General features: G+C 67.8%; 12 protein-coding genes. 7 read left to right on the top strand and 5 right to left on the bottom strand.

The genetic code is table 11. The features are described 5' to 3' along the window. The first annotated feature begins 247 nt into the window (after positions 1-247). Positions 248-1,399 carry an IS481 family transposase gene (locus tag AC1RVW_RS18740; protein ID WP_493201702.1) on the top strand — a complete coding sequence of 384 codons (1,152 nt, stop codon included), beginning with the start codon at positions 248-250 and terminating at the stop codon, positions 1,397-1,399. Positions 1,400-1,527: 128 nt separating this feature from the next. Here the strand turns inward: AC1RVW_RS18740 and glgB are convergent, their stop codons facing one another. From glgB to AC1RVW_RS18720, 4 genes are all read right to left on the bottom strand, one after another. Continuing rightward, a complete protein-coding gene (gene glgB, locus AC1RVW_RS18735; RefSeq protein WP_493201700.1) occupies positions 1,528-3,702 on the bottom strand; it encodes a 1,4-alpha-glucan branching protein GlgB in 2,175 nt (724 codons plus the stop codon). A gap of 5 nt (positions 3,703-3,707) precedes the next feature. Continuing rightward, positions 3,708-5,399, bottom strand: coding sequence for an alpha-amylase family glycosyl hydrolase (locus AC1RVW_RS18730; RefSeq protein WP_493201703.1), 1,692 nt, complete (start codon positions 5,397-5,399; stop codon positions 3,708-3,710). Positions 5,400-5,487: 88 nt separating this feature from the next. Then, positions 5,488-6,558, bottom strand: coding sequence for an NAD/NADP octopine/nopaline dehydrogenase family protein (locus AC1RVW_RS18725; RefSeq protein WP_493201699.1), 1,071 nt, complete (start codon positions 6,556-6,558; stop codon positions 5,488-5,490). Continuing rightward, the gene (locus tag AC1RVW_RS18720) at positions 6,551-7,516 is read right to left on the bottom strand and encodes a Bug family tripartite tricarboxylate transporter substrate binding protein (protein WP_285411513.1); all 966 of its coding nucleotides are present in this window, start codon (positions 7,514-7,516) and stop codon (positions 6,551-6,553) included. The genes AC1RVW_RS18725 and AC1RVW_RS18720 overlap by 8 nt, the downstream gene beginning before the upstream one ends. 203 nt (positions 7,517-7,719) lie before the next feature. On the opposite strand from AC1RVW_RS18720, the gene leuS reads away from it, so the two are divergent. The 6 genes from leuS to AC1RVW_RS18690 all read left to right on the top strand — a co-directional run bounded on the left by leuS (position 7,720) and on the right by AC1RVW_RS18690 (position 16,839). After that, positions 7,720-10,350, top strand: a complete 2,631-nt coding sequence (leuS, locus tag AC1RVW_RS18715) for a leucine--tRNA ligase (RefSeq protein ID WP_493201696.1) — start codon at positions 7,720-7,722, stop codon at positions 10,348-10,350. Between the two features lie 15 nt (positions 10,351-10,365). Continuing rightward, positions 10,366-10,887, top strand: coding sequence for an LPS-assembly lipoprotein LptE (locus AC1RVW_RS18710; RefSeq protein ID WP_081270088.1), 522 nt, complete (start codon positions 10,366-10,368; stop codon positions 10,885-10,887). Between the two features lie 7 nt (positions 10,888-10,894). Continuing rightward, complete coding sequence (holA, locus tag AC1RVW_RS18705) at positions 10,895-11,968, top strand: DNA polymerase III subunit delta (protein ID WP_493201694.1); 1,074 nt, start codon at positions 10,895-10,897, stop codon at positions 11,966-11,968. A 92-nt stretch (positions 11,969-12,060) separates the two neighbouring features. Then, positions 12,061-13,353 (top strand): glutamate-5-semialdehyde dehydrogenase, encoded by a 1,293-nt coding sequence (locus AC1RVW_RS18700; RefSeq protein WP_493201692.1) that lies wholly within the window; start codon positions 12,061-12,063, stop codon positions 13,351-13,353. Between the two features lie 123 nt (positions 13,354-13,476). Continuing rightward, entirely contained in the window at positions 13,477-14,805 is a 1,329-nt protein-coding gene (gene gshA / locus AC1RVW_RS18695; RefSeq protein WP_106935969.1) for a glutamate--cysteine ligase, read from the top strand. Positions 14,806-14,970: 165 nt separating this feature from the next. After that, complete coding sequence (locus tag AC1RVW_RS18690) at positions 14,971-16,839, top strand: potassium transporter Kup (RefSeq protein WP_493201690.1); 1,869 nt, start codon at positions 14,971-14,973, stop codon at positions 16,837-16,839. A gap of 17 nt (positions 16,840-16,856) precedes the next feature. Here the strand turns inward: AC1RVW_RS18690 and AC1RVW_RS18685 are convergent, their stop codons facing one another. After that, the gene (locus AC1RVW_RS18685; protein ID WP_493201688.1) at positions 16,857-17,783 is read right to left on the bottom strand and encodes a polysaccharide deacetylase family protein; all 927 of its coding nucleotides are present in this window, start codon (positions 17,781-17,783) and stop codon (positions 16,857-16,859) included. Positions 17,784-17,785 lie beyond the last annotated feature (2 nt).

Below are 17,785 nucleotides of genomic sequence, written 5' to 3'. Positions count from 1 at the left end.
TGCGCCGAGGAGCGCAGACGCAGGCGGGATCAGGGCCGCAGCTGTTTGAGCGAAGCGAGTTCTGCGGACCCCCGCCGGAGTCGAGCACCGCAGGTTGCCCGCAGCGAAGCGAAGGGACGCAGACAGCAGGGTCGCCTTTCTTTTGCCTACTTTTCTTTGGCGAAGTGTATGGACCGGGGACCTTGGAAACAGGTGTGCGCGGACATAGGAAACACTTTCGAGGTCGAGACGACCGAGAAAGTGCCCCATGCCCTGGCAACCGAGAGACCTTATGGATACCAAGCGAGAGTTCGTGGAACTGGCTTTGCAAGAGGGCGCGAACCGGCGAGAGCTGTGCCGGCGCTTCGGCATCAGCCCCAAGACCGGCTATTCGCTGCTCAAGCGGCACGCGCTGCAAGGCATGACGCAAGCGTGCACGCCGCGCAGCACACGGCCGCTGAACTCGCCTACGCGCAGTACCCACGCGCTGGAGCAGGCAGTGATCGAGTTGCGCCGCGAGCACCCCAGTTGGGGCGGACGCAAGATCGCCCGTCGGCTGGCCGATCAGGGCCTGGGCGACGTGCCAGCCCCCAGCACCGTCACCAATATCTTGCATCGTCACGGGCTGATCACTCCCGAGTCCAGCCAGGCGAGCGAACACTGGTGCCGCTTCGAGCACGAGCAGCCCAACGCCTTGTGGCAGATCGACTTCAAAGGCGACTTCGGCATGGCTGCGGCGCGCTGCTATCCGTTGACCGTGCTGGACGACCATTCGCGCTTCAATCTCGCGCTGAAGGCCTGCCCGGGTGTGAGCATCGACAGCGTGCAACCGCACTTGGTGCAGGTCTTCGCCCGCTACGGGCTGCCGGTGCGCATCAACACGGACAACGGGGCTCCTTGGGGCGCCCCGCGCCAGCCGGGGCATGGGCTGTCCGAGTTGGGCGTGTGGCTCATCAGGCTGGGCATCCGGGTCAGCCACAGTGCGCCGTACCACCCCCAGACCAACGGCAAGATCGAGCGCTTCCATCGCTCGCTGAAGACGGAGTTGCTCGCAGGCCGCAGCTTCATCGACCTGGCGCATGCCCAGGCAGCCTTCGAGCATTGGCGGGGCATCTACAACCACGAGCGCCCGCACGATGCGCTGGACCTTCTCACGCCTGCCAAGCGCTACGCGATCAGCCCCAGGCCCTATCCGCGGGCATTGGCGCCCATCGAGTACCAGCCGGGCGACACGGTAGTGACGGTCAAGCACAACGGCGAGGCCAGCTTCCTCGGACACAAGCTGAAGGTACCCAATTGCCTTCTGAAGTTGCCCATTGCATTCCGGGCAGACCCACAGCACGACGGTCACTTCAAAGTGTTCTTCTGCCATCACCCCTTCATGCGGCTGGACTTGAACTCCCTGCCCGCAAGGCGCTAACCTGCCAGCCTGTTTCCTATGTCCGCGCACACCTGTTTCCAAGGTCCCCGGTCCATACAGCGAAGCAAAGAAAAGTAGGTCGGCCGCCGGGCCGAGACCCGGCCCCGGAAAACAAACACCCAAAAACATCAAACCAACACCCACATCACAGTACCCAAAGGCGGCAAGCTGACAGACAAAGAGTCCGCTTTCCCATGCCAAGCAACAGACTCGCTCTCGACAACCCCGTTCCCCACGCCACTCCCGCCATAAACCGCCCCATCCGTATTGATGATCTCCCGATAAGAACCAGCAAACGGAACCCCCAGCCGGTACCCATGCCGAGGCACAGGCGTGAAGTTGCAGACAGCGACAACAAACGCCCCGTCACGAGCCCGCCGGACAAAGGCAAACACCGACTGATCCGCATCGTCATGCACGATCCACTCGAATCCGCCACCGTCATGATCGAGCTCGTGCAGCGCCGGAAAATGCCGGTACACGTTGTTCAGGTCGCGCACCAGCCGCCGCACGCCTTGATGCGCCGCATGCTCCAGCAGATGCCAGTCCAGGCTGCGGTCCGCGTTCCATTCGGCGTACTGCGCAAACTCGCCCCCCATGAACAACAGCTTCTTGCCCGGATACGCCCAGAGGTAGCCATACAGGTTGCGCAGCCCGGCAAACTTCTGCCACTCGTCTCCCGGCATGCGCCCGATCAGCGAGCCCTTGCCGTGCACCACCTCGTCGTGCGACAGCGGCAGCACGAAGTTCTCGCTGTGCGCATACATCAGCCCGAAGGTGATCTTCTGGTGGTGGTGCTTGCGGTAGACCGGGTCGGTGCCCGCATAGGCCAGGGTGTCGTTCATCCAGCCCATGTTCCACTTGTAGTGAAAGCCCAGGCCGCCGTCTTCGGGCGGGCGGGTCACGCCGGGGAAGCTGGTCGACTCCTCGGCCAGCGTCACCGCGCCGGGCCGCTCGACGCCCACCACGCGGTTCATGCGCCGCAGGAAGTCGATGGCCTCGAGGTTCTCGCGTCCGCCGAAGGTGTTGGGTATCCACTCGCCCGCCTTGCGGCTGTAGTCGCGGTAGAGCATCGAGGCCACCGCGTCCACGCGCAGGCCGTCCACGCCGTAGCGCTCCAGCCAGTAGAGCGCGTTGCCGACGAGGTAGTTGCGCACCTCGGTGCGCGCGTAGTTGAAGATCAGCGTCTGCCAGTCGTTGTGGAAGCCCTCGCGCGGATCGGCGTACTCATAGAGCGCGGTGCCGTCGAAGCGGCCCAGGCCGTGCGCGTCGGTCGGGAAATGCGCGGGCACCCAGTCGAGGATCACGCCCAGCCCCGCCGCATGCGCGGCCTCGACGAAATGCCGGAAGTCGCCCGGCGTGCCGAAGCGCGAGGTCGGCGCATACAGGCCGATCGGCTGGTAGCCCCAGGAGCCGTCGAACGGGTGCTCGCTGATCGGCAGCAGCTCGATGTGCGTGAAGCCCATGTCGCGCGCATAGGGCACCAGCGTGTCGGCCAGCTCGCGGTAGTCGAGCCACTCGTGGCCGTTGTTCTTGCGGCGCCACGAGCCAAGGTGCACTTCATAAATGCTGACGGGCGCGTGGCGGCCGTTGGCCTCGGCGCGGCCCTCGGGCATCTTCACGGCGGCCGGCAGCGGCTGCACCACGCAGGCGGTGTCTGGCCGCAGCTGCGCCGAGAACGCGAACGGGTCGGCCTTGCGCAGCACTTCGCCCTGCGCCGAAAGAATCTCGAATTCGTAGGCATCGCCCACCGCCACGTGCGGCGCGAAGATCTCCCACACGCCGCACTCGCGGCGCAGCCGCATCATGTGGCGCCGGCCGTCCCAGTTGTTGAAGTTGCCGACCACCGACACGCGCCGCGCATTCGGCGCCCAGACCGCGAAGGCCACGCCCTTGACGCCGTTCATCTCGCGCAGGTGCGCGCCCAGCCGCTCCCACGGCCGCAGGTGCGTGCCCTCGGCCAGCAGCCAGACGTCGGTGTCGCCGAGCACGAACGGAAAGCGGTAGGGGTCCTCGAGCCGCGAGGTGTGGGCGTCCCAGTCGATCTGGAACGAATAGCCCATGCGGGCCTCGGCCGCCGGCACCAGCCCGCTGAAGAGGTCCGACTCGCCGTGGCGCGAAAGGATCGACAGCGGCCAGCCGGTGCGCGAATGCACCACCGCCACGCGCTGCGCGCCGGGCAGAAGCGCGCGCACCTCCAGGCCCTCGGCGGTCTCGTGCGGCCCCAGCACGGCGAACGGATCGCCATGTTCGGCGCGCATGAGCGCGTGGATTTCTGATTCGGACAACGGCTTCGGGGGCATGGCGGTCAGCTCATTCCTTCTTCGGCGGGCATGCCGATGAAGACGCCATAGGGCGCCAGCACCAGCATGCGCTTTTCGTTCACGGTCTGCACGGCGGCGGTCGGCGCGAGCGGTTGTCCGACGAGGGGCTGCACTGACTGCAACCGATCGGTCAAGGGCATCGACACCGGTACGCTTCCCAGGTTGAAGATCGCGTGGAGCGATTGGTTCCCGTCGTTGCGCTCGAAATGCAGCAGGGGCTCGGGCGCGTCGATGAAGGCGATGCCGCCGGTGCGCAGCAGCGGCTGTGTGCGGCGCCAGCGCAGCAGGGCGCGGCTGAAGGCCAGCATCGAGCCCGGGTCGTCGGCCTGCCGCTCGACGGCCAGCGGCAGGTGCGGCCCGTACACCGGCAGCCAGGGCGTGCCGGTGGTGAAGCCGCCGTGGGGCGCGTCGGCGGTCCAGGGTATCGGCGTGCGGCAGCCGTCGCGGCCCTTGAATTCGGGCCAGAACGCACGGCTGTAAGGGTCTTGCAGCAGTTCGAACGGCACCTCGGCCTCGGGCAGGCCGAGTTCCTCGCCCTGGTAGATGCTGGCGCTGCCGCGCAGCGTGAGCAGCAGCGTCAGCCAGAGGCGGTCGCGGCGCGTGTCGGCGGGGGCGCCGCCGCTCCAGCGGGTGGCGACGCGCGGCACGTCGTGGTTCGACACGGCCCAGCAGCCCCAGCCGCCGGTGGGCGCCAGCGCGCTGTCGAGCGCCTCCACCTGGTGGCGCAGGTGCCCGGGGCTGTGGTCGGCCGTGAGCAGGCTGAAGCTGTAGGCCAGGTGCAGGCGCCTGCCGCTCTCGGTGTATTGCGCCATGACGGGCGGCGCGTTCTCGTCGCCGACCTCGCCCAGCGCCACCGCGCCGTAGCCGTCGAGCAGCCGGCGCAGGTTTTCGAGGAACGCCAGGTTCTCGTGCTGGCTCTTGTCGTACAGGTGCTGCTGCATCGCATACGGGTTGTCGGCGCGCACCGTGCTGACTTCGTCGATCGACGCGAGCGAGGCCGGCGGGTTGTCGCGCAGCAGCGCGTCGTGGAACTGGTGGTTGCAGGCGTCGAAGCGGAAGCCGTCGACGCCGCGCTCGCACCAGAAGCGCACTTCGCCGAGCAAGGCCTCCTGCACCTCGGCGCAATGGAAGTTCAGGTCGGGCTGTTCGGCAAGAAAGCTGTGCAGGTAGTACTGCCGCCGCCGCGAATCCCACTGCCAGGCCGAGCCGCCGAACACCGACAGCCAGTTGGTGGGCGGCGTGCCGTCGGGCCGGGGGTCGGCCCACACGTACCAGTCGGCCTTGGGGTTGTCGCGCGAGCTGCGGCTTTCGGCGAACCAGGCGTGCTGGTCGGAGGTGTGCGAGAGCACCTGGTCGATGATGAGCTTCAGGCCCAGCGCATGCATGCGCGCGAGCATGGCGTCGAAGTCGGCCAGCGTGCCGAACAGCGGATCGACCGCGCGGTAGTCGGACACGTCGTAGCCGAAGTCCTTCATCGGCGAGCGGAAGAAGGGCGAGACCCAGACCGCATCGACGCCGAGCGCCGCCACGTGGTCGAGCCGGGCCGTGATGCCGGGCAGGTCGCCGATGCCGTCGCCGTTGCTGTCGCTGAAGCTGCGCGGATAGATCTGGTAGATCACCGCGCCGCGCCACCATTCGCTGCCGCCTTTGTCGCTGCTCTTGTCGCTGGTGCCCATGCCGGTCCCTGTGGTCGGAAAAATCATTGTGGCATGCGAGATTCGGGCCAGTGACGAGCCCCGTGCGCGCCCCGGACCGCCGCCCTTGCTACAGCCGCGCGAGCAGCCCGGCGACGGTTTCGTTCGCCAGGCCCAGCGGTTCGAGCAGGTCGTTCTCGCGGCGGAAGTCGATGCCGTTGACCAGCGAGGCCGCGTCCACGATGGTGCGGGTCGCGGGCGTGGGCACGCCGGCGATGGCGCCCAGCGCCTCGATGAAGGCCAGGCCGTAGGGCATGTCCTCGGTCACGTAGCGGGTGTCGGCCTGCACCGGGCCGGGCGGGCCGCCGCGCTTGGCGTGCAGTTCGGCGGCGATGTCCGCCAGCTTTTCCGACGTGGTGCCGAAGGAACGCGCGAAGTGCGCCTCGATGGGGCCGAGCTCGATGCCGAAGGCCCGCGCCACGGCGCGGCGCTCCTGGTCGAGCGCCTCGATCGCGCGCGACACGCCGGGCGTCATGCAGTGGTACTGCGGCCAGTTCTCGGCGCGCTCGATGCGGGTCCAGTTGAACACCGAGAGCGGGCCGTGCGACTGCGGGTTGACGTTGGCCAGCGCGCTGGCGAGGGCGCTTTCCTGCGCGAAGAAGCCGTCGCCGAAGAGTTTGGTGCACAGCGCGACGGCCTCGTGCGCCTTCGCGCCGGGCAGGGTGGACACGCCGACCGCCTTGCGCCGCGTCATGACCTTGACCTGCGTGGCCGACGCCCGGCGCGCGGTCAGCACGGTCGTGCCGAAGCTGGCCACGGTGATCTGCCGGCCGGCTTGCCTGGCTGCTTCATGGAGATAGAGCGACGACAGCGAGGCCATCGAGCTGACGATCACGGTCTGGCCGTCGCGCAGGAAGGGCAGCAGCGCGTCCATCACCCGCCTGTGGCCGTTGACGGGCAGGGCGAGCAGCAGCACGTCCGACGCCGCGCATAGGCCGGCCGCGTCGCCGGCGACCTCGACCGTCACCGAGAACGACTGGATGCCGCCGGCTTCCAGCGCCTGCGTCCGCAGGGCCTCGGCGCCTCGGCCGCCCGGCGACCACACGGTCACGCCGTGCCCCGCCTGCCGCAGCCAGGCCGCGCTGGCCAGCGCGATCGCCCCTGCGCCGGCGATGCCGACGCGGTGTGCCGATTTATTCAACCTTGATCCCGCCCTGCTTGATGACCTTGGCCCAGCGCTGGCTGTCTTCCGTCACGACCTTGCCCAGCGCGGCCGGGCCGCCGCAGGTGTTGACCGCGCCCAGCTGGGCGAAGCGCTGCTTCGTCTCCGGCAGGTTGCACACCTCCATCAGTGCCGCCGACAGCTTCTCGATGCCGGACGCCGGCATGCGTGCCGGCGCCATCACGCCGACCCAGACCGGCACTTCCATGCCCGGCAGGCCGGTGGCCTCGCCGATGGTGGGCGCCGAGCCCATGCCGGGGAGGGACACGCGCGAGAAGGTGCCCAGCACGCGCGCCTTGCCGCTGGCCACCATGGGCTCGATCGAGGCCACGCTGGTCACGATGGTCGCCACCTGCCCGCCCAGCAGGTCGGTCATGGCGGGCGCCGCGCCCCGGTAGGGCACGTGCAGCAGGTCCACGCCGCCGGCCTGGGCCAGCAGCGCCCCGGTCAGGTGCGAGACGGTGCCGTTGCCGGTCGAGGCGTAGGTCACCTGGCCCGGCCTGGCCTTGGCGTCGCGCAGCACGTCGGCCACGGTCCTGTAGGGGCTTTCGGTGCGCACCGACAGCGTCATGGGCGTGTCGGCCACCAGGGCCACCGGCACCAGCTCGTGCGCCGGGTCGTAGGGCAGCCTCGCCTGCAAGTGGGGTGCGATCGTGACCGCGCCGCCCGTGGCCAGCAGCACCGTGGCGCCGTCGGTCGCCTTGGCCACCGCGTCGGCGGCCACGATGCCGCCGGCGCCGGCCTTGTTGTCGATGATGACCGGCTGGCCCAGCCTGTCGGTCAGCTTGGCGCCCAGGTAGCGGGCAATGACGTCCTGCGCGCCGCCGGTGGCGAAGGGCACGACGATGCGCAGGGGCTTGTCGTTGTGCTGTGCCCACAAGGGCGTGGCGGCGACTGCGGCGAAGCACAGGACAAGATGTTTCAGAAACAATTTCATGGCGAATTCCATCCCGTGGCGCACTGTTCGGGCTTCGTTATTCCGCGAAATGCCGTGGAGCCGGCTTCGGCGGGCCGCCGGCATTGCCCCCGGCGGGGTGAAGGAGAAGCGACACGAAGTGCGCGAAGCCTGGGGGCGAGTCTAGTCCGGCGCGATAATCCCGCGTTCCCGGCCGCCTTGCGCCGGGCTCTTGCCGAACCGCCATGAATCCCAGCTACAAACCCAGCGACGTCGAGTCCGCTGCCCAGGCGCAATGGAGCGCCGCCGATGCCTACCGCGTCACCGAGGACGCGAGCCGCAAGAAGTACTACGCCTGCTCGATGCTGCCGTATCCCAGCGGCAAGCTGCACATGGGCCACGTGCGCAACTACACCATCAACGACATGCTCACGCGCTACCTGCGCATGAGCGGCTACAACGTGCTGATGCCCATGGGCTGGGACGCCTTCGGCCTGCCGGCCGAGAACGCGGCGCTGAAGAACGGCGTGCCGCCGGCCAAGTGGACCTACGAGAACATCGCCTACATGAAGGGCCAGCTCCAGGCCATGGGCCTGGCCATCGACTGGAGCCGCGAGATCGCCACCTGCGACCCGAGCTACTACAAGTGGAACCAGTGGCTGTTCCTGAAGATGCTCGAAAAGGGCATTGCCTACCGCAAGACCCAGGTCGTGAACTGGGACCCGGTCGACCAGACCGTGCTGGCCAACGAGCAGGTGATCGACGGCAAGGGCTGGCGCACCGGCGCCACGGTCGAGCGCCGCGAGATCCCGGGCTACTACCTGAAGATCAGCGACTACGCCGAGGAGCTGCTCGAGCACACCCAGCACAAGCTGCCGGGCTGGCCCGAGCGCGTCAAGCTGATGCAGGAGAACTGGATCGGCAAGAGCGAAGGCCTGCGCTTCGCCTTCACCCATGACATCAAGGGTCCCGACGGCAAGCTGATCCAGGACGGCCGCATGTACGTGTTCACCACGCGCGCCGACACCATCATGGGCGTGACCTTCTGCGCCGTGGCGCCCGAGCATCCGCTGGCCGCGCACGCCGCCACGCTCGACCCCAAGGTCGCGGCCTTCATCGAGGAGTGCAAGAGCGGCGGCACCACCGAGGCCGAGCTCGCCACGCAGGAGAAAAAGGGCGTGCCCACCGGCCTCACGGTGACGCACCCGATCACCGACGAGCAGGTGCCGGTGTGGGTCGGCAACTACGTGCTGATCGGCTACGGCGACGGCGCCGTGATGGGCGTGCCCGCGCACGACGAGCGCGACTTCGCCTTCGCCAACAAGTACGGCATCGAGATCATCCAGGTGGTGCTGGTCGACGACGAGCCGCACTTCGACTATCACAAGTGGCAGGACTGGTACGGCGACAAACAGCGCGGCGTGACCATCAACTCCGACAACTTCAGCGGCATGAGCTACAAGGAGGCCGTGGCCGCCGTGGCGCATGCGCTGGGCCAGAAGGGCCTGGGCGAGCTGCAGACCACCTGGCGCCTGCGCGACTGGGGCGTGAGCCGCCAGCGCTACTGGGGCACGCCGATCCCGATCATCCATTGCGAAGAGCACGGCGCGGTGCCGGTCCCCGAAAAAGACCTGCCCGTGGTGCTTCCGACCGACTGCGTGCCGGACGGCTCGGGCAACCCGCTGCACAAGCACGAGGGCTTCCATGCCGGCGTGGTCTGCCCCGTCTGCGGCAAGCCCGCGCGGCGCGAGACCGACACCATGGACACCTTCGTCGACTCGTCGTGGTACTTCATGCGCTACTGCGACCCGAAGAACGACGAAGCCATGGTGGCCGGCGGCGCCGACTACTGGATGCCGATGGACCAGTACATCGGCGGCATCGAGCACGCCATTCTTCACCTGCTGTACGCGCGCTTCTGGACCAAGGTGATGCGCGACCTCGGCCTGCTGAAGGCCGACGAGCCCTTCAGCAAGCTGCTGACGCAGGGCATGGTGCTCAACCACATCTTCTACAAGCGCAACGAGAAGGGCGGCAAGGACTACTTCCCGCCCGCCGAGGTCACGACCGTGCTCGACGCGCAGGGCCGCATCATTGGCGGCACCACTGCAGACGGCACGAAGGTCGAGTACGGCGGCGTCGGCAAGATGGGCAAGAGCGAACGCAACGGCGTCGACCCGCAGGACCTGATCGAGAAGTACGGCGCCGACACCGCCCGCCTGTACACCATGTTCACCGCGCCGCCCGAAGCCACGCTGGAGTGGAACGACGCGGCCGTCGAAGGCAGCTACCGCTTCCTGCGCCGGGTGTGGAACTTCGGCGCGGCGCAGGCCGACGTCGCTCCCGCCGCGCTGGCCGGCCAGACCTTCGGCAAGGGCGCCCAGGCGCTGCGCCGCGAAGTGCACACCGTGCTGCGACAGATCGACTACGACTACCAGCGCATGCAATACAACACGGTGGTGTCGGGCGCGATGAAGCTGCTCAACGCGCTGGAAGGCTTCAAGCCTGACGGCAGCGCGGGCGACGCCGCCGCGGTGCGCGAGGGCTTCGGCATCCTGCTGCGCTGCCTGTACCCGGCCACGCCGCACATCGCGCAGCAGCTGTGGAACGAACTCGGCTACGACAAGGACCTGGGCGGCCTGCTCGACGCGCCCTGGCCCACGGTCGACGTCGGCGCGCTGGTGCAGGACGAGATCGAGCTCATGCTGCAGGTCAACGGCAAGCTGCGCGGCAAGCTCAGCGTGCCGGCCGGCGCCTCGAAGGACGAGATCGAGAAGCTCGCGCTGGCCTGCGACGACTTCGTCAACTTCGCCGAAGGCGCGCCACCCAAGCGCGTGATCGTGGTTCCCGGCCGCCTGGTCAACGTGGTTCTCTGAACGAACGACTCAAGCATGAACAATCGCAATGTCTCGCTGCCGCGCCGCGGCCTTCTCCTCGGACTGGCGGCGGCCGGCGCCTCGCTCGGCCTGGCCGGCTGCGGCTTCGAGCTGCGCAAGGCGCCGGTGTTTGCGTTCAAGACGCTGTCGGTGTCGGGCAATACGGCCATGATCAACCAGATCCGGCGCGAGCTGCGGGCCACCGGTTCGGTGACCGTGCTGCCGCCGGAAGACGCGTCCAAGGCCGACGTGATCCTGGAGATCCTGGGCGAGGACCGCAACCGCATCGTGATCTCGACCAACTCGGCGGGCCTGGTGCGCGAGCTGCAGTTGCAGTTGCGCATCCGCTTCCGGCTGCGCACTCCCGGCGGCAAGGACCTGATTCCGGCCGCCGATGTCTCGCAGACGCGCGACCTGAGCTTCAACGAGACCAACGCGCTGGCCAAGGAAGGCGAAGCCGACCTGCTGTTCCGCGACATGCAGTCGGACATCGCGCAGCAGCTGATGCGCCGCATCGCCGCGGTCAAGTCGCTGTAATCCGTCGATGCAACTCGCCAGCGCCTCGCTCGGGGCCCATCTGCAGAAGGGCCTGAAGCCGCTCTACACGATCCACGGCGACGAGCCGCTGCTCGCGCAGGAAGCGGCCGACGCCATCCGCGCCGCCGCGCGCGCGCAGGGCTACACCGAGCGCAGCTCGTACACCGTGGCCGGCGCGCACTTCGACTGGAGCGCGGTGCTCGCGGCCGGCGGCTCGCTCTCGCTGTTCGCCGACAAGCAGATCGTGGAGATCCGCATTCCGTCGGGCAAGCCCGGCAAGGACGGCAGCGCGGCGCTGCAGCAGCTGGCCGAGTCGGCGCCCGGCAACGACAGCACGCTCACGCTGGTGATGCTTCCGCGGCTGGACAAGGCCACGCGCACCGGCGCCTGGTTCTCGGCGCTGGAGAATAACGGCGCGAGCATCCAGGTCGACCCGATCGAGCGCAATGCGCTGCCGCAGTGGATCGCGCAGCGACTGGGCCAGCAGGGCCAGCGCGTGATGCCCGGCGACGAAGGCCAGCGCACGCTGCAGTTCTTTGCCGACCGCGTCGAGGGCAACCTGCTCGCGGCGCACCAGGAAATCCAGAAGCTCGCGTTGCTGCACCCGGCGGGCGAACTCAGCTGGGAACAGGTGGAGGGCGCGGTCAACAACGTGGCGCGCTACGACGTGTTCAAGCTGTCCGAAGCCGTGCTGGCCGGCAACCCGCAGCGCGTGGCGCGCATGCTCGACGGCCTGCAGGCCGAGGGCGAGGCCGAGGTGCTGGTGCACTACACGATCGCCGAGGACATCCGCGCACTCAAGCGCGTGAAGGACGCGATGGCCTCGGGCCGTCCGCTGCCGATGGCGCTGCGCGAGAACCGCATCTGGGGTCCGCGCGAGCGTGCCTTCGAGCGCGTGCTGCCCCGGCTGGACGACCGCATGCTGACCCGCCTGCTGCGCGCCGCGCACGTGGTCGACGGCATCGTGAAGGGCCTGAAGCAGCCCGACTGGCCCGCCAGCGGCTGGCAGGCGCTGCAGCGGCTGGCGTTGATGCTGTGCCGCGCCTGCAGCAGCGCAGCGGCAGGCGCCAGGCGCGCTTGACCGGCACTTGATCCGCGCCTGATCCGCGATGGCTCCAGCCATCAAAAAGCCCGCCGCAGCCCGGCCGCGGATCGGCGTGGGAAAATAGGGGCATGAACGCGTTCAACGTCAGCGAGCACATGCAGACCCTGGGTCTGCAAGCCAAAGCCGCTGCATTCCTCATGGCCCGTGCGGATGCAGCTACCAAAAACATAGCACTGAAGGCGCTGGCCCGGCGCCTGCGCGAAGCCGGCCCGGTGCTGGCCACGGCCAACCAGAAAGACCTGGAGCGCGCCACGGCCGCCGGCCTCTCGGCGCCGATGGTCGACCGCCTCAAGCTCACGCCCAAGGTCATCGAGACCGTCGCCCAGGGCTGCGAGCAGCTGGCCGGCATGGCCGACGTGATCGGCGAAATCATCGGCATGAAGCAGCAGCCCAGCGGCATCCGCGTGGGCCAGATGCGCGTGCCGATCGGCGTCTTCGGCATGATCTACGAGAGCCGGCCCAACGTGACCATCGAGGCCGCGAGCCTGGCCATCAAGAGCGGCAACGCGGCCATCCTGCGCGGCGGCTCGGAAGCCATCGAATCGAACAAGGCGCTGGCGCTGCTGGTGTCCGAGGCGCTGGCCGAAGCCGGCCTGCCGGTCGAGGCGGTGCAGCTGGTGCAGACCACCGACCGCGAAGCCGTCGGCCAGCTGATCGCCATGCCGGAGTTCGTGGACGTGATCATCCCGCGCGGCGGCAAGGGCCTGATCGAGCGCATCAGCCGCGACGCCAAGGTGCCGGTCATCAAGCACCTGGACGGCAACTGCCACGTGTACGTGGACGACACGGCCGAGTTCGACATGGCGCTGCGCATCGTCGACAACGCCAAGACCCAGAAGTACAGCCCCTGCAACGCCGCCGAAGGCCTGCTGGTGTCGGCCACGGTCGCCGAAGACTTCCTGCCCGAGATCGCCGCCATCTTCGCGGCCAAGGGCGTGGAAATGCGTTGCGACCCGGAAGCCGCCCGCATCCTGCGCGCCGACGGCGCCATCGATCCGCAGGCCCGGGTGGTCGATGCTGTCGAGTCGGACTGGTCCGAGGAATACCTGGCCGCCGTGATCAGCATCAAGGTGGTGGCCGGCGTGGACGAGGCCATCGCCCACATCAACCGCTATTCGAGCCATCACACCGACGCCATCGTCACGCGCGACCATGTGCATGCGCAGCGCTTCCTGCGCGAGGTCGACTCGGCCAGCGTCATGGTCAATGCGAGCACCCGCTTCGCGGACGGGTTCGAGTTCGGGCTGGGTGCCGAAATCGGCATCAGCACCGACAAGTTCCACGCCCGCGGACCGGTCGGCATCGAAGGACTGACCTCGCTCAAGTACGTCGTGCTCGGGCAGGGCGAAGTCCGGAGTTGAGAAGCCGTGGAGAGCGGATCGGCTGAGGCAAGTCCGCTTACTCCCGTCTTGTCATTGGGGCGGCCATCCCCAAATCCTACAATTCCGCTCTACCTTTAAGCACAAAACCAACAAGGCCGCCGCATGGTTCCGCATCTCGTCACCGCCCTGACCGGCCCGATCAACGAACTGGAGCAGCGGGTGCTCGACTCGATGCCCGCCATCGAGCGCTGGTTCAGGCTCGAATGGATGGAACACACGCCGCCGTTCTACAGCGCCGTGGACATCCGCAACGCCGGCTTCAAGCTCGCCCCGGTCGACACCAACCTGTTCCCCGGCGGCTGGAACAACCTGACCAAGGAAATGCTGCCGCTGGCCGTGCAGGCGGCGCAGGCAGCCATCGAGAAGATCTGTCCGGAGGCGCGCAACCTGCTCGTCATTCCGGAAAATCACTCGAAGAACACGTTTTATCTTGCCAACGTCGCGCAACTGGTGCGCATCTTCCACATGGCGGGGCTCAACGTGCGCGTAGGGTCGATCGACCCGGCCATCAAGTCGCCCAAGAAGATCGAATTGCCCGGCGGCGACGTCGTCACGCTGGAGCCGGTGGTGCGCACCAAGCGCCGCCTGGGGCTGAAGAACTTCGATCCCTGCACAATTCTGCTCAACAACGAGCTTTCTGCGGGAACGCCCGGCATCCTCGAGGATCTGCACGAGCAATACCTGCTGCCGCCGCTGCACGCGGGCTGGTCGGTTCGCCGCAAGAGCAATCACCTGCACAGCTACGAAGAGCTTTCCAAGCGCTTCGGCAAGCTGCTGGGCATCGACCCGTGGCTCATCAACCCGATCTACGCGCGCGCCGAGGGCGTCGACGTGGCCGAGGGCCGCGGCATCGACGTGCTGACCAGCCACGTGGACGCGGTGCTGACCAAGGTGCGCCGCAAATACAAGGAGTACGGCATCAACGAGAAGCCGTTCGTGGTCGTCAAGGGCGGCCACAGCGACAGCGGCAGCCCGGGCGTGGTGACGGTGCGCGACGTGAAAGACGTCGAGGCGCTGATCGGCAAGCCGCGCGGCGCGTCGGCCGCCAAGGCCGCCAACAGCCGGGAAGCACGCGAGTTGCGCGAGCTGCGCGAACCCACCGAGCTGATCGTCCAGGAAGGCGTGCTCACCAACGAGCGCGTGCACAACGGCGTGGCCGAACCGGTCGTCTACATGATGGACCGCTACGTGGTCGGGGGCTTCTACCGCGTGCATGCCGAGCAGGCGCCCGACGAGAACCTCAAGCTGCCGGGCGCGAGCTTCGTGCCGCTGGCCTTCTCCGAGAGCGCACACCTGCCGCAGCCCGGCGCCAAGCCCGGCGCCAGTGCGCCGAACCGCTTCTACATGTACGGCGTGGTCGGCCGGCTGGCCATGGTGGCCGCCAGCTACGAGATGGAAGCCACCAACCCGGACGCCGAAATCTACGAATGATTGCGGGGGCCGGCTTGCGGCGGCGGCGGGCGGCGGCAAAATAGCGGCCCCACATCAACGGAACCCAAAGGGCGGAGGGGATGCATGGCGCGGAATCCGCCGCCATCGCTCCCCCGCGTGTCTGACACGTCGATTGATACAGCCAGCCCTTTTCCCATCGACTTCGTGTCAGCCCCCAAAACCATCTCCGCCGGCCTGATCGTCGGCGCCATCGGCGTCGTCTACGGCGACATCGGCACCAGCGTCCTGTATGCCGTCAAGGAAGTCTTCGGCCACGGCCACGTGCCGTTCACGGTCGAGAACGTCTACGGCATCCTGTCGATGTTCTTCTGGACGCTCACCGTCATCGTCTCCATCAAGTACGTGGTGCTGGTGCTGCGCGCCGACAACGAAGGCGAGGGCGGGCTGGTCGCGATGCTCGCGCTGGCCTCGCGCGCGGTGGCGGACAAGCCCAGGCTGCGCCAGCTGCTGCTGGTGGTGGGCATCTTCGGCACATCGCTGTTCTATGGCGACGGGGTCATCACGCCGGCCATCTCCGTGCTGTCGGCCGTGGAAGGCCTGGAAGTGGTGTCGCCGCACTTCACGCACTACGTCATTCCGCTGACGCTGGTCGTGCTGTTCTGCCTGTTCGTGGTGCAGAAGCGCGGCACGGCGGGCATCGGCAAGTTCTTCGGGCCGGTCACGCTGGTGTGGTTCCTGTCGATCGCGGTGCTGGGTGTGTCGCAGATCGTGCACCACCCTGAAATCCTGAAGGCGCTGAACCCGTTCTACGCGCTCAAGTTCATCTGGGACAACCCCGGCACCAGCTTCATCCTGCTGGGCGCCACCGTGCTGTGCGTGACCGGTGCCGAGGCGCTCTATGCCGACCTGGGCCACTTCGGCAAGAGCCCGATCCGCATCGCGTGGTTCTCGGTGGTGATGCCGGCGCTCACGCTCAACTACTTCGGCCAGGGCGCGCTGCTGCTGGAGAACCCCGAGGCGGTGAAGAACCCGTTCTTCATGATGGCACCCGAATGGGCGCTCATTCCGCTGGTGCTGCTGGCCACGCTGGCCACGGTGATCGCGTCGCAGGCGCTCATCACCGGTGCCTTCAGCGTCACGCGCCAGGTCATCCAGCTGGGCTACCTGCCGCGCCTGAACATCGAGCACACCAGCGTGCGCACGGCCGGGCAGATCTACATTCCGCTGGTCAACTGGGGCCTGTTCGTGGCCATCGTGCTGGCGGTGGTCATGTTCCGCTCGTCGAGCAGCCTGGCCGCGGCCTACGGCATTGCCGTGACCACCGACATGCTGATCACCACGGTGCTGACCTTCTTCGTGATCCGCTATGCGTGGAAGCTGCCGCTGCTGCTGTGCATCGGCTCGACGGCGGTGTTCTTCTTCGTCGACTTCATGTTCTTCGCCTCGAACCTGCTCAAGCTGTTCGAGGGCGGCTGGTTCCCGCTGATGATCGGCGGCTTCGTCTTCACGCTGATGATCACCTGGAAGGAAGGCCGCCGCCTCATGGGCGAGGCGCAGCATGCCGACGCCATCGACCTGAAGTCCTTCCTCGACTCGGTGTTCGTGAGCCCGCCGGTGCGCGTGGACGGCACGGCGGTGTTCCTCACGGCCGAGCCGGGCGTGGTGCCCAATGCGCTGCTGCACAACCTCAAGCACAACAAGGTGCTGCACGAGCAGAACATGTTCGTCACGGTGCGCAACCACGAGGTGCCCTGGATCCCCATGGACAAGCGCATCGAGATCGAGCCGCTGGGCCACCACTGCTGGCAGATCATCGTGCACTACGGTTTCAAGAACGACATCGACCTGCCGCGTGCGCTAGAGAACGCGCGCATGCGCGGCTGCCAGCTGGAGGCGATGACGACCAGCTACTTCCTGTCGCGCGACGTGGTGATTCCCACGCTCGGCAGCGGCATGGCGCCGTGGCGCGAGAAGCTGTTCGCGCAGATGCACCACAACGCGAGCGGGGCGGCGGCGTTCCTGGGGCTGCCGAACAACGCGGTGGTGGAGCTGGGCTCGAAGATCGAGATCTGAGGCCTGGGCGGAGCGCCTCAGGCGAACTCCCCCGGCCGTTCCTTCGCAATCTGTTCCACGTGCGAGGCGATCGCGCCCGGCGTGGTGAACCAGATGCCGCCCCGGTCGCGCGCACGCGCCAGATGCGCGAGCGCGGTGCGCAGATGCCGCAGCCGGTAGGGCTGCCCCACGATGTAGGGGTGCAGCGCCAGGCCCATCACCAGCGGCTGCGTGCGCGACTGTTCGAGCATTTCCTCGAAGTTGTCGATCACCATCGCGCTGAAGTCCTTCGCGTCCATCAGGCGGCCGACGATCATCGGGATGTCGTTGAGCTCCTGCGGGTACGGCACCGACCACAGCGAGCCTTCTCCACCGCGCGTGCGCATGCGCAGCGGCTGGTCGTCGTGGCACCAATTGAGCGTGTAGCGGTAGCCGGTCTCGGCCAGCAGGTCGGGCGTCACGGCGCTTTCCGAGATCCATGGCGAGAGCCACCCGGCCGGCGCCTGCCCGCTCTCGCGCAGCATGCGTTCGCGGCAGCGCTGCAGCAGCGCGCGTTCGTGCGCCTCGTCGAGCACGCCCTGGCGTTCGGCGTTGCTGTGGCCGTGGCCGATCAGTTCGTCGCCGCGCGCCACCAGCGCCTGGACCAGTTCGGGGCAGTGGTCGTACAGCGCGGTGTTGACGAGCGCGCCTGTGGGCAGCGCGAGCGCGTCGAACAGCTCGAGGCAGCGCCAGGCGCCGACGCGGTTGCCGTATTCGCGCCAGCCGTGGTTGAGCACGTCGGGCTGCGGCGAGGCGGGGCCGATGCATGCGCCCAGCCCGTCGCCGAAGGCGAAGTGCTCGACATTGAAGCCGATGTACACCGCCAGCCGCGCGCCGTTCGGCCACACGTAGCCGGGCCGCCGCGTGATGGGCAGGTAGTCGAAGCGGTCGTGCGTGGGGAGCCGGTCGGGCCAGCGCGTCGTCATGC

The sequence above is a fragment of the Variovorax sp. MPBD4-3 genome (assembly GCF_058809745.1).
Note: the sequence above shows the minus strand (reverse complement) of the source record. Positions and strands in the feature narration are given on the sequence as shown.

What these genes read in the sequence shown, in the direction of transcription:
- glgB (WP_493201700.1), bottom strand. Translation starts at nt 3,702, where the DNA reads ATGCCCCCGAAGCCGTTGTCCGAATCAGAAATCCACGCGCTCATGCGC.
- AC1RVW_RS18720 (WP_285411513.1), bottom strand. Translation starts at nt 7,516, where the DNA reads ATGAAATTGTTTCTGAAACATCTTGTCCTGTGCTTCGCCGCAGTCGCC.
- AC1RVW_RS18730 (WP_493201703.1), bottom strand. Translation starts at nt 5,399, where the DNA reads ATGGGCACCAGCGACAAGAGCAGCGACAAAGGCGGCAGCGAATGGTGG.
- holA (WP_493201694.1), top strand. Translation starts at nt 10,895, where the DNA reads ATGCAACTCGCCAGCGCCTCGCTCGGGGCCCATCTGCAGAAGGGCCTG.
- gshA (WP_106935969.1), top strand. Translation starts at nt 13,477, where the DNA reads ATGGTTCCGCATCTCGTCACCGCCCTGACCGGCCCGATCAACGAACTG.
- AC1RVW_RS18685 (WP_493201688.1), bottom strand. Translation starts at nt 17,783, where the DNA reads ATGACGACGCGCTGGCCCGACCGGCTCCCCACGCACGACCGCTTCGAC.
- leuS (WP_493201696.1), top strand. Translation starts at nt 7,720, where the DNA reads ATGAATCCCAGCTACAAACCCAGCGACGTCGAGTCCGCTGCCCAGGCG.
- AC1RVW_RS18710 (WP_081270088.1), top strand. Translation starts at nt 10,366, where the DNA reads ATGAACAATCGCAATGTCTCGCTGCCGCGCCGCGGCCTTCTCCTCGGA.
- AC1RVW_RS18700 (WP_493201692.1), top strand. Translation starts at nt 12,061, where the DNA reads ATGAACGCGTTCAACGTCAGCGAGCACATGCAGACCCTGGGTCTGCAA.
- AC1RVW_RS18740 (WP_493201702.1), top strand. Translation starts at nt 248, where the DNA reads ATGCCCTGGCAACCGAGAGACCTTATGGATACCAAGCGAGAGTTCGTG.